Source organism: Cedecea colo, from assembly GCF_011808225.1.
GTDB lineage: Bacteria > Pseudomonadota > Gammaproteobacteria > Enterobacterales > Enterobacteriaceae > Dryocola > Dryocola colo.
Map to the genome: position 1 here is coordinate 34,470 of NZ_SOYS01000012.1, position 11,091 is coordinate 45,560.

The 11,091-nt window shown below is 52.1% G+C and carries 12 protein-coding genes; 8 read left to right on the forward strand and 4 right to left on the reverse strand.

Going from position 1 to position 11,091, the window contains the following annotated elements:
• Positions 1-16: 16 nt before the first annotated feature.
• Positions 17-487 carry a transcriptional regulator ArgR gene (gene argR / locus E2L00_RS19225; protein WP_167614554.1) on the reverse strand — a complete coding sequence of 157 codons (471 nt, stop codon included), beginning with the start codon at positions 485-487 and terminating at the stop codon, positions 17-19.
• A 432-nt stretch (positions 488-919) separates the two neighbouring features.
• On the opposite strand from argR, the gene mdh reads away from it, so the two are divergent.
• Complete coding sequence (gene mdh / locus E2L00_RS19230; protein WP_167614555.1) at positions 920-1,858, forward strand: malate dehydrogenase; 939 nt, start codon at positions 920-922, stop codon at positions 1,856-1,858.
• A 54-nt stretch (positions 1,859-1,912) separates the two neighbouring features.
• On the opposite strand, the gene degS is transcribed toward mdh, so the two are convergent.
• The 3 genes from degS to zapG all read right to left on the reverse strand — a co-directional run bounded on the left by degS (position 1,913) and on the right by zapG (position 5,186).
• Positions 1,913-2,980, reverse strand: coding sequence for an outer membrane-stress sensor serine endopeptidase DegS (degS, locus tag E2L00_RS19235; RefSeq protein ID WP_167614556.1), 1,068 nt, complete (start codon positions 2,978-2,980; stop codon positions 1,913-1,915).
• An 87-nt stretch (positions 2,981-3,067) separates the two neighbouring features.
• On the reverse strand, positions 3,068-4,438 hold the full coding sequence (gene degQ, locus E2L00_RS19240) for a serine endoprotease DegQ (protein ID WP_167614557.1): 1,371 nt from the start codon (positions 4,436-4,438) through the stop codon (positions 3,068-3,070).
• A gap of 337 nt (positions 4,439-4,775) precedes the next feature.
• Positions 4,776-5,186 carry a Z-ring associated protein ZapG gene (zapG, locus tag E2L00_RS19245; protein ID WP_167614558.1) on the reverse strand — a complete coding sequence of 137 codons (411 nt, stop codon included), beginning with the start codon at positions 5,184-5,186 and terminating at the stop codon, positions 4,776-4,778.
• A gap of 177 nt (positions 5,187-5,363) precedes the next feature.
• Between zapG and zapE the strand changes: the two genes are divergently transcribed.
• From zapE to nanA, 7 genes are all read left to right on the forward strand, one after another.
• A complete protein-coding gene (gene zapE, locus E2L00_RS19250) occupies positions 5,364-6,491 on the forward strand; it encodes a cell division protein ZapE (protein WP_167614559.1) in 1,128 nt (375 codons plus the stop codon).
• A 227-nt stretch (positions 6,492-6,718) separates the two neighbouring features.
• Complete coding sequence (gene rplM / locus E2L00_RS19255; protein ID WP_167614560.1) at positions 6,719-7,147, forward strand: 50S ribosomal protein L13; 429 nt, start codon at positions 6,719-6,721, stop codon at positions 7,145-7,147.
• A 14-nt stretch (positions 7,148-7,161) separates the two neighbouring features.
• Positions 7,162-7,554 (forward strand): 30S ribosomal protein S9, encoded by a 393-nt coding sequence (gene rpsI / locus E2L00_RS19260; RefSeq protein WP_003025138.1) that lies wholly within the window; start codon positions 7,162-7,164, stop codon positions 7,552-7,554.
• A 323-nt stretch (positions 7,555-7,877) separates the two neighbouring features.
• Positions 7,878-8,519, forward strand: coding sequence for a stringent starvation protein SspA (gene sspA / locus E2L00_RS19265; protein ID WP_167614561.1), 642 nt, complete (start codon positions 7,878-7,880; stop codon positions 8,517-8,519).
• 3 nt (positions 8,520-8,522) lie between these two features.
• Positions 8,523-9,020 carry a ClpXP protease specificity-enhancing factor gene (gene sspB, locus E2L00_RS19270; protein ID WP_167614562.1) on the forward strand — a complete coding sequence of 166 codons (498 nt, stop codon included), beginning with the start codon at positions 8,523-8,525 and terminating at the stop codon, positions 9,018-9,020.
• Between the two features lie 140 nt (positions 9,021-9,160).
• Positions 9,161-9,943, forward strand: coding sequence for a transcriptional regulator NanR (locus E2L00_RS19275; RefSeq protein ID WP_167614563.1), 783 nt, complete (start codon positions 9,161-9,163; stop codon positions 9,941-9,943).
• A gap of 177 nt (positions 9,944-10,120) precedes the next feature.
• A complete protein-coding gene (nanA, locus tag E2L00_RS19280; protein ID WP_167614564.1) occupies positions 10,121-11,020 on the forward strand; it encodes an N-acetylneuraminate lyase in 900 nt (299 codons plus the stop codon).
• The last annotated feature ends 71 nt before the right edge of the window (positions 11,021-11,091 follow it).

The following is an 11,091-nucleotide window of genomic DNA, read 5'->3' on the forward strand; positions in this document are numbered from 1 at the left end:
AGGGCAGGCGTAAAGCTTATAGCTCTTGCTCGAACAGAACGAGAATGGCCTCGTAAAGCTCTTTTACCGTGAAATTCCTGGCGGGGGTGGTAAAGATAGTGTCATCCCCGGCGATAGTGCCAAGAATACCTTCCGCTTTACCTAACGAATCCAACAGACGGGCAATTAACTGCGCGGCGCCTGGGCTTGTGTGGATAACCACTACCGCATTGTTATAGTCGATATCCAGCACCAGATTTTTCAGCGGACTGGACGTAGTCGGCACGCCAAGCTCGGCAGGCAGGCAGTAGACCATCTCCATTTTTGCATTACGCGTGCGTACCGCGCCGAACTTGGTCAGCATGCGGGAAACTTTGGACTGGTTAATATTATTAAAACCGTCGTTCTGCAACGCATGAACGATCTCGCCCTGCGAACTGAATTTTTCTTCTTTTAACAGCGACTTGAAGGCCTTAATCAATTCTTCTTGTTTTGAGGAGTTGCGCATGAGCCACCTGTATAGGGGTAAAAGGATAACATTATTATGCATTTGAATGAATTTTTATGCAAATTAGTGCAGGGGCGTTAGCCTGAAATAATGTTATGAAAGAGGCGGATTTTATCAAATTTCGTTATCGAGGAACATGCCTGTGTCACGACTCGTAAATAAGCCTGCAAGTAAACTAAATGTTATCAAAATGATGTTGTTTTGATGCGATGGTAAGGTGTAATGTAACCGCCGTTGATGTGACAACATCAGGTAGTGACCGGGCGCTCAGGCGTCGTTTCCACCCGGTGAGTAAATGCAGCAGTAACGCTCGAGGATTGCGTAGCGTCGCAGTCTGAAGGCGGGAAGATTGTAATTACCCCTTCTCTGGATTATGGTCGCCACCGCATGGAGTTACGGCACGTTTTTGCTAACCATAATAAGGAGTTTAGGATGAAAGTTGCAGTCCTCGGCGCGGCAGGCGGTATCGGCCAGGCGCTTGCCCTTCTACTCAAGACCCAACTGCCTTCAGGTTCAGAACTCTCACTGTATGACATCGCACCGGTTACCCCAGGGGTAGCGGTTGACCTCAGTCATATTCCTACAGATGTGAAAATCAAAGGCTTCAGCGGCGAAGACGCGACGCCGGCACTCGCTGGTGCGGATGTTGTGCTGATCTCCGCAGGCGTTGCCCGTAAACCTGGTATGGATCGTTCCGACCTGTTTAACGTTAATGCCGGCATCGTGAAGAATCTGATTGAGCAGGTTGCTAAGACCTGCCCGAAAGCTTGCATCGGCATTATCACCAATCCGGTGAACACCACGGTTGCTATCGCTGCCGAAGTGCTGAAAAAAGCAGGCGTCTACGACAAGAATAAACTGTTTGGCGTCACCACGCTGGACATCATCCGCTCCAATACCTTTGTTGCGGAACTGAAAGATAAACAGCCTGGCGATATCGAAGTTCCTGTTATTGGCGGCCACTCCGGCGTGACTATTCTGCCGCTGCTGTCCCAGATCCCGGGCGTTACCTTCACCGAGCAGGAAGCTGCCGATCTGACCAAACGTATCCAGAACGCGGGTACCGAAGTGGTTGAAGCTAAGGCTGGTGGCGGGTCTGCAACCCTGTCTATGGGCCAGGCTGCCGCTCGTTTCGGTCTGTCACTGGTGCGCGCGCTACAGGGCGAAAGCAATGTCGTTGAGTGTGCATATGTTGAAGGCGACGGCCAGCACGCTCGCTTCTTCTCTCAGCCGCTGCTGCTGGGTAAAAATGGTATCGAGGAGCATAAATCCTACGGCAAACTGAGCGCGTTTGAGCAACAGGCGCTGGAAGGTATGCTGGATACGCTGAAGAAAGATATCGCGCTGGGCGAAGAGTTCGTTAATAAGTGATATCTGACAGATAAAAAAACCGGAACATCAGTTCCGGTTTTTTTATTTCTGAAATCAGTTCCCCGCAGGGTATTCCTGAATGGTGACCTGCATGGTGAGCTTCTTGTCTTCGCGCATGACTTCAACCGGTATCACCGAACCTGGACGGATTTCTGCCACCTGGTCCATGGTTTCAAGGGCAGATACAGCTGGCTTATGGTTCACCGAGACAATGACGTCATTGACCTGAATACCTGCTTTAGCGGCCGGGCCATCCGGAGAAACCTCATTAACAATGATCCCCTGAATCTGATCGATGCCGGTTGCCGGACTATGCAAAGGGGTGATCTCACGTCCGCCGATGCCGATATAGCCGCGGATCACTCTGCCATCGCGGATAAGCTTATCCATGATTTTAGTCGCCAGCTGCGTCGGAATTGCAAAACCGATCCCTTCCGGCGTCTCGCCGCCGTTGCTTTTATCAAAGGAAAGCGTGTTGATGCCCATCAGCTCGCCCAGCGAATTCACCAGGGCGCCGCCGGAGTTTCCATGGTTGATGGAAGCATCGGTCTGTAAGAAAGACTGGCGACCGGAAGGGCTCAGGCCAATACGCCCGGTTGCGCTGATAATGCCCTGTGTAATGGTCTGACCGAGGTTATATGGATTGCCGATTGCCATAACCACGTCGCCAATATGCGGCAGGCGTTTGCTGTTTATCGGAATGAGAGGCAGGCCGGTGGCGTTAATTTTTAACACGGCCAGATCGGTCAGGTTATCGGAGCCGACCAGCAACGCTTCGAAGACGCGGCCATCCTGCAGGGCAACGATGATTTGTTCGGCGTCGTTAATCACATGTTTATTGGTAATGATGTAACCACGTTCGTCCATAATCACCCCGGAGCCAAGGGTTTTTATTTCCAGTTGGTTATGAGTGTTGCTGCCCACGCTGCGGTTATAGACGTTCACTACGGCAGGCGCGGCACGTCGCACCGCGGTATTATAACTCAGCGGTGTTTCATCGGCGCTGTCGAACGTCGAAGGAGCAAGCGGCGTGATGTGCTGGCGTAATGAAGGTAAGGATACCAACAGAATACCCGCCACAATCAGGCCGATCGCCACCGATCGTAAAATCTTCAGAAACATGGATTTGTAAGAGTCCGTGAGAAAACGAACGCAGAATAGCATGAGTTAATCGGACATCGCACTCGTGATGTCCGATTACTGAACAAATTAACGCAATAACAAATAGATGCTTTCTTCGCCACGCACGACGTGAAGAGCGATTAGCGCGGGTTTGCTTTCCAGCATTTTGCGCATTTCTGCAATCGTGCGGATACGCTCGCGGTTAATACCAATAATCACATCGCCTTTATGCAGCCCAACCTGCGCGGCCGGAGTGCCTTTTTCGACGCTGTCGAGCTGCACGCCCTTAGCCCCGTCTTTAAGTTGGCCATCGCTTAGCGACGCTCCCTGAAGCGCGGGAATAATCAGCTCCGCATTAGCCGATGAAGCGGTACTCTTATCAAGCGTGACGCTGACTTCCAGCGGTTTCCCATTGCGGAGCAGGCCAAGCTTCACCACCGTGCCCGGCTCTGTCGTCGCGATTTTGGCGCGTAATTCCGCAAAGCTGCTGATGGTTTTACCGTTCAGGCTGGTGATGATATCTCCTGCTTTCACGCCCGCTTTGGCCGAGCCGGATTGCGGCAGCACTTCGCTGACGAAAGCCCCTCGCTGGGTGGTGAGATTGAACGCTTTGGCAATATCAGCGCTCATTTCAGTGCCCTTAATGCCTAACAGGCCGCGCTTGATTTCACCAAACTCCATCAGTTGTCTGGCCAGCGTCTGCGCCATATTGCTCGGAATAGCAAAGCCGATACCCACGCTACCGCCGCTTGGGGCAAGTATCGCGGTATTAATGCCGATGAGTTCGCCGTTCAGGTTAAGGAGCGCGCCGCCCGAGTTCCCCCGGTTAATAGAGGCATCCGTCTGGATGAAGTTCTCAAGCCCTTCCAGATTTAATCCGCTGCGGCCCAGAGCCGAGACAATCCCTGACGTAGCGGTCTGGCCCAGCCCAAATGGATTCCCAACGGCAACGGCAAAATCGCCCACGCGCAGCTTATCGGAATCGGCCACGGCAATTTGCGTCAGCCCCGTCGCGTTCTGAAGCTGAATAAGCGCGATATCGCTCTGATCGTCGCCGCCTATTAATTTGGCGGCAAATTCGCGTCCATCGTTAAGCTGGACGCTGATCTTTTCTGCGTGACTGATCACATGGTTGTTAGTCAGCACATACCCTTTGGCAGCGTTAATAATCACGCCGGAGCCCAGCCCCTCAAAAGGTTGTGATTCGGATGGAGGAAGGTCATCGCCGAAGAACTTTTTAAACTCTTCCGGGACTTTTTGGGCAGGCGTAGCAGCCGTGCCTTCAACCTGAACACTCACCACGGCAGGCAAAACCTTTTCCAGCATCGGGGCCAGGCTTGGTAACGCAGCCTGGCCGGGAACCTGTGAAGGAATCGCGGCAACGGCAAAAGGTGATGCACTCAGAGCTAACCCGACGCTTAACGCTAACGCACTCAATAACCGTGTTTGTTTCTTCATTGATGGCTTGCTCTCGTGACCTGGAAAAAGGAAAACCCGTTTACCCGTTATCTTTCAAGCTGCATGCCCTTGCGCCGGTCACTTACTTAAGTAAGCTTTTAGGGAGATTCCCCTGCGGGCCGCTGCAGACAGCGTTCAAAACGGCTTACCGGCTTACGCCGAATTTGTCACTCCTTTGCCGCCTGGCTGCAACTCGAAGGCTAAAAGGTATGACACTCCGATATTATTGAAATATCAGCCGGGTAACAATGTTGATGAATGAGACCAGATGCTTAAATGATAGTCGTGACGAGATGAGATTTGGGGCACGAGCGGCATGCCCCGGAAAAAAAACTTATTACCGTGCTTGATCGCGTTTTGCACGCTCGGTACGCAACAGCCCTGACGCACCTTCCGAGTAGTCGCGCGGTATCTGCACCGGCGCCTGATCGTTGCTGGCCTCGGATTCAGCCAGACGGTTGCGGAAAGGGTTGGCCTCAGCGGAGAGTTCTGGCAGCAGGCTGCTGGAGCTCTTCGCCATGTGTTGATACAGCTGACGATAATCGTGTGCCATGTTATCGAGCAACTCTGCACTGTGGGCAAAGTGGCTGACCAGCTCTTCGCGGTATTCTTCAAGCTCCGCTTTGTTTTTCTCAAGCTCATACTGTAAAGCCTGCTGCTGACGCAGCTTGCGGTTACCAAAACGCATGGCGACGGCACCAATGATAATCCCGACAACTAACCCAATAAGCGCATATTCCCAGGTCATGTACTTCTCCCGTTATCTTGTGAATCCGTAGGGTAATGTAGCCACTATAACCGCTAACCTAAGAGAAGTGGAATCCTGACGCAGCTTCGCTTAGGGTAGAACGACCTTTTTTCGACATCCGTACTTAAAGAACATCAGTAAACGGCAATACGATTTCTAAGGGAATACCATAATACCATGCAAAATCTCTCCCCTACATCGCGCTATCAGCAGGCTCTGGCTGAGGGCAGCTACCAGGCGGATGACGTCCAGCGCGAAGCTGTAGCACGTCTTGAAGCGGTTTATCAAGCGCTTACAAATAAAAGCTCAGCGTCCGCTGAAAGCGGCGGATTGAGGGCGAAGTTTGGCAAACTGCTTGGGAAACGCGCCGCGCCAGCCAGCGATGAACCCGTGCGCGGCTTATATATGTGGGGTGGAGTCGGGCGAGGAAAGACCTGGCTTATGGATATGTTCTTTCAGAGTTTACCTGGCCGACGCAAGATGCGCCTGCACTTCCACCGCTTTATGCTGCGCGTGCACGAAGAACTTACGCAGTTGCAGGGACACAGCGATCCGCTTGAAATCGTTGCCGATGGATTTAAGGCTGAGACAGATATCCTGTGCTTCGACGAATTCTTCGTTTCGGATATTACCGATGCCATGCTGCTGGGTACCTTAATGAAGGCGCTGTTCGCCCGCGGCATTACTTTAATCGCCACTTCCAACATCCCACCGGACGAGCTTTATCGCAACGGCCTGCAACGACCGCGCTTTATGCCTGCCATCGAAGCGATAAAACGACATTGTGACGTGATGAACGTGGATGCGGGCATCGATTACCGGCTACGTACCCTGACGCAGGCGCATCTGTGGCTGGCGCCGCTGGACGATGCAACGGCACAACAAATGGAACGCTTATATACCGCGCTGGCGGGTACGCCGCGTGAAGGCGAGCCGATTCTGGAGATCAATCATCGCCCGCTGGCAACGTTGGGTACAGCCAATCAGACGCTGGCGGTGGATTATCAGACGCTGTGTGTGGATGCCCGCAGCCAGCATGATTACATCGCCTTATCGCGCCTGTTCCACACCGTTATGCTGTTCAACGTGCCCGTTATGACCACCACAACCGAAAACGAAGCTCGTCGTTTTATCGCGCTGGTGGATGAATTTTACGAACGCCATGTAAAGCTGGTGGTATCTGCCAGTGCAACATTATTCGATATTTATCAAGGGGAAAGGCTGAAGTTTGAGTTTCAGCGCTGTCTGTCACGCCTGCAGGAAATGCAAAGTGAAGAGTATTTGCGCCTGCCGCACATGCCGTAAAAATCGATATGTCGCTGGAAAGATAAATTATGGTCGATCTTTGAGGACGACTTCTCTATAATCTTGCGACCCCACGTTACAACCAAAGTTTTTTTCCCAAAACTTTTGTCGTGCCGGCATAGGCTATTCGAAGGGGTAGGTTTGCTGGACAATGTCGCGTGAACCTCAACTGATTTTAAACGTTTGGGTGTTCACCAACGTGTAACTATATATTGGGTAAGCTTTTAATGAAAACTTTTACAGCTAAACCAGAAACCGTACAGCGCGACTGGTATGTTGTTGACGCTGACGGCAAGACCTTAGGTCGCCTGGCTACTGAATTGGCTCGCCGTCTGCGCGGTAAGCACAAAGCGGAATATACTCCGCACGTTGATACTGGTGATTACATCATCGTTCTGAACGCAGAAAAAGTTGCTGTAACCGGCAACAAGCGTACTGACAAAGTGTATTACCATCACACCGGCCACATCGGTGGTATCAAACAAGCGACCTTTGAAGAGATGATTGCCCGCCGTCCTGAGCGTGTGATTGAAATCGCGGTTAAAGGCATGCTGCCGAAAGGCCCTCTGGGTCGTGCTATGTTCCGTAAACTGAAAGTTTACGCGGGCACCGAGCACAACCACGCGGCGCAGCAACCGCAAGTTCTGGACATTTAATCGGGATTATGGCAATGGCTGAAAATCAATACTACGGCACTGGTCGCCGCAAAAGTTCCGCAGCTCGTGTGTTTATCAAACCAGGCAGCGGCAAAATCGTTATCAACCAACGTTCTCTGGAACAGTACTTCGGTCGTGAAACTGCCCGCATGGTAGTCCGTCAGCCGCTGGAACTGGTCGACATGGTTGAGAAACTGGATCTGTACATCACTGTTAAAGGTGGTGGTATCTCTGGTCAGGCTGGTGCGATCCGTCACGGTATCACCCGCGCTCTGATGGAGTATGATGAGTCCCTGCGTGGCGAACTGCGTAAAGCTGGCTTCGTTACCCGTGATGCTCGTCAGGTTGAACGTAAGAAAGTCGGTCTGCGTAAAGCACGTCGTCGTCCACAGTTCTCCAAACGTTAATTGTTTTCTGCGTTCACGCAGAAGGGCAATTGGCAAAAAACCCGGTCTTGTACCGGGTTTTTTTATGCCAGAAATTTATATTATTTATTTTAACTGTTTGATAGTAAGTTGCTTTTTCGCAAATTCCAGATCCATTCCCCACAAAACCGGTAAAATCTGGTAAACTATCAACCAATTTTCTGCCCAAATGTCGGCATCATTTTGTTTTCGTCTGGTATCCAGGCGAGCTGATGGCAGTCCGAGTGAGTTGGGTAATCAACAGTCAGGTTAGTCGCCGCTTGCGGCTATTAGCAGTAATTTTCTGAATAAACTTGGAGGTTTTCATGGCTGTCGCTGCCAACAAACGTTCGGTGATGACGCTGTTTTCCGGTCCTACTGACATCTATAGCCACCAGGTACGTATCGTGCTGGCCGAAAAGGGTGTTAGCGTTGAAATTGAGCATGTGGAAACGGATAACCTGCCTCAGGATCTGATTGACCTCAACCCAAATCACAGCGTACCGACCCTGGTTGACCGCGAACTAACCCTGTGGGAATCCCGCATCATCATGGAATATCTTGATGAGCGTTTCCCGCATCCGCCACTGATGCCGGTTTACCCTGTGGCACGTGGTGAAAGCCGTCTGTATATGCACCGCATCGAAAAAGACTGGTACACCCTGATGAATACCGTGATGAACGGTTCAGCACAGGAAGCGGACATCGCCCGTAAGCAGCTGCGTGAAGAGCTGCTGGCTATTGCCCCGGTCTTTACCCAGAAGCCTTTCTTCCTGAGCGATGAGTTCAGCCTGGTGGATTGCTATCTGGCGCCGCTGCTGTGGCGTTTACCGCAGATGGGTATCGAGCTGGCAGGCGCGGGTTCTAAAGAGATGAAAGGTTACATGACTCGCGTATTCGAACGTGACTCCTTCCTCGCCTCTTTGACCGAACCCGAGCGCGAAATGCGTCTGCAGACCCGAGGCTAATTGATGGATATGTCGCAATTGTCACCGCGTCGTCCCTATCTGCTCCGTGCTTTTTACGAGTGGCTACTGGATAACCAGCTCACACCGCACCTGGTTGTGGATGTGACATTGCCGGGCGTGCATGTCCCAATGGAATATGCGCGAGACGGGCAAATTGTCCTGAATATCGCGCCGCGTGCAGTAGGAAACCTGGAGCTGGCTAACAACGAAGTGCGATTTAATGCGCGCTTTGGCGGCGTGCCGCGTCAGGTATTTGTTCCTATGGCTGCGGTACTGGCTATCTACGCTCGTGAGAACGGCGCTGGCACGATGTTTGAGCCGGAAGCCAGCTATGACGAGGATGTAGAAAGCCAGAGCGATAACGCACAGGCAGCATCCGATTCGGAAATGATGATGCAGGTGATCGATGGCGATCGCCCGGATCATGATGAAGATGACAATAGCCCGAATGACGATCCTCCTCCGCGCGGTGGCCGTCCGGCTTTGCGCGTAGTGAAGTAAAACCGAAAGCCAGTCTGACGACTGGCTTTTTTATTGCCCGCGCCAGCCGACCTCTTGTTTCGTAAGTCTGGAATTGCTGTGTTATGATCCAGAAGATTATTATTCACTCCTTCCCTTAAAAATGGCCCTTTTCTGACGCTATGAGCACATTTGACGACCAGGCAGACCAGACGACTGAAACCATCGGGCATGCGATGCGCCGTCGTCCGCTTGCGCGTAAAAAGCTCTCGGAAATGGTAGAGGAAGAGCTTGAGCAGATGATTCGCAGGCGCGAATTTGCTGAAGGCGAACAGCTGCCGTCCGAGCGCGAACTGATGGCCTTTTTCAACGTTGGCCGTCCTTCCGTACGTGAGGCGCTGGCTGCGCTTAAGCGCAAGGGTTTGGTGCAAATCAGCAACGGTGAACGCGCCCGTGTTTCACGTCCTTCCGCAGACACCATCATTGGTGAGCTATCCGGCGTGGCGAAAGATTTCCTCTCCCGTCCTGGCGGCATCGCCCATTTCGAACAGCTAAGGATGTTTTTCGAATCCAGCCTGGTGCGCTATGCGGCGGAGTTTGCCACGCAGGAGCAGATTGAGCGTCTTGGAAAGGCGCTGGAAATAAACAGCCAGGCGCTGGACGACAACGAACTCTTTATTCGCTCCGATATCGAATTTCACCGCGAACTGGCGGAAATTCCTGCGAACCCGATCTTCATGGCCGTGCATGTCGCTTTGCTGGACTGGCTGATTGCGGCCCGTCCTTCGGTGCCGCAGGAAGAGCTTCATGCTCATAATAACGTCAGCTATCAGCAGCATATTGCGATCCTTAAAGCGATCCAGGCACGCGACCCCGATGCCGCAGAAGCCGCGCTAAAAGCCCATCTTAAAAGCGTATTCGCCGCTTATTATGCCGTGCCACGCAAACGTAGCGCGAAGAAATAACCTTTGCTGAACCAGCATCGATCGTAAGTTTCAGGGCAATACACGATCGACCATCGCAATTTCATATGAACAAGATCACATTCTGACGCTCTGCCGGTATGGCGTTTACTTTTCGCTCTGGTATAACAGGTATAAAGGTATATCGTTATAATCTAAACCAGACAATAAGAGGCGTTTATGACACAGAATCTTCGGGGTGTGATGCCGGCACTGCTGACTCCCTTTAATCAACAACAGCAGGTGGATACGGAAAGCCTGCGTCGTCTTGTACGCTTCAACATCGAGCAGGGCGTGGATGGCCTTTATGTCGGCGGTTCTACCGGGGAAGCGTTTTTACAAAACGCGCAGGAACGTGAGCAGGTGCTGGAAATTGTTGCTGAAGAGGCGAAAGGCAAAATAACGTTGATTGCTCATGTAGGCGCTATCAGCACTCAGGAGAGCCAGAATCTGGCAGGCGCGGCACATCGCTATGGTTTTGACGCCGTTTCCGCCGTCACGCCTTTTTACTATCCGTTTAGCTTTAACGAACACTGCGATCATTACCGTGCGGTGATTGATGCATCCGGCGGTCTGCCGATGGTGGTCTACAATATACCGGCTTTAAGCGGCGTGAAGCTGACGTTGGATCAGGTCGGAACGCTGATTAATTTGCCGGGCGTAGGCGCACTTAAACAAACTTCCGGCGATCTGTATGAGATGGAAAAAATCCGCCGCGCCCATCCCGATCTGGTGCTCTACAACGGCTACGACGAAATCTTTGCCTCTGGCCTGTTGGCGGGTGCAGACGGCGGCATCGGCAGCACCTATAACGTGATGGGCTGGCGTTATCTGGCCATCAAACGTGCGATACAGGAAGGCGACGTGCAGCGCGCAATGCACCTGCAAAGCGAGTGCAACAAAGTTATCGATGTGCTGATTAAAGTCGGCGTCTTCCGCGGTTTGAAAACGCTATTGCACTACATGGATATCGTTGCCGTGCCGCTATGCCGCAAACCTTTTGCGCCGGTAGACGAGCAATACCTGCCGGAGCTGAAAGCGCTGGCGGCGCAGTTACAGGCGGAACGCGCAACGTTCTGATATACGATGCCGGGTAACCGGCATTTATAAAATCTAATCGGGCCTAACAAAAGGGCGGATTATCATTAATC

Bases quoted from the DNA above. Each gene is read 5' to 3' on its own strand.
- argR (WP_167614554.1), bottom strand. From the start codon at position 487: ATGCGCAACTCCTCAAAACAAGAAGAATTGATTAAGGCCTTCAAGTCG.
- E2L00_RS19275 (WP_167614563.1), top strand. From the start codon at position 9,161: ATGAGCACATTTGACGACCAGGCAGACCAGACGACTGAAACCATCGGG.
- degQ (WP_167614557.1), bottom strand. From the start codon at position 4,438: ATGAAGAAACAAACACGGTTATTGAGTGCGTTAGCGTTAAGCGTCGGG.
- rplM (WP_167614560.1), top strand. From the start codon at position 6,719: ATGAAAACTTTTACAGCTAAACCAGAAACCGTACAGCGCGACTGGTAT.
- nanA (WP_167614564.1), top strand. From the start codon at position 10,121: ATGACACAGAATCTTCGGGGTGTGATGCCGGCACTGCTGACTCCCTTT.
- zapG (WP_167614558.1), bottom strand. From the start codon at position 5,186: ATGACCTGGGAATATGCGCTTATTGGGTTAGTTGTCGGGATTATCATT.
- sspB (WP_167614562.1), top strand. From the start codon at position 8,523: ATGGATATGTCGCAATTGTCACCGCGTCGTCCCTATCTGCTCCGTGCT.
- mdh (WP_167614555.1), top strand. From the start codon at position 920: ATGAAAGTTGCAGTCCTCGGCGCGGCAGGCGGTATCGGCCAGGCGCTT.
- degS (WP_167614556.1), bottom strand. From the start codon at position 2,980: ATGTTTCTGAAGATTTTACGATCGGTGGCGATCGGCCTGATTGTGGCG.
- zapE (WP_167614559.1), top strand. From the start codon at position 5,364: ATGCAAAATCTCTCCCCTACATCGCGCTATCAGCAGGCTCTGGCTGAG.
- rpsI (WP_003025138.1), top strand. From the start codon at position 7,162: ATGGCTGAAAATCAATACTACGGCACTGGTCGCCGCAAAAGTTCCGCA.
- sspA (WP_167614561.1), top strand. From the start codon at position 7,878: ATGGCTGTCGCTGCCAACAAACGTTCGGTGATGACGCTGTTTTCCGGT.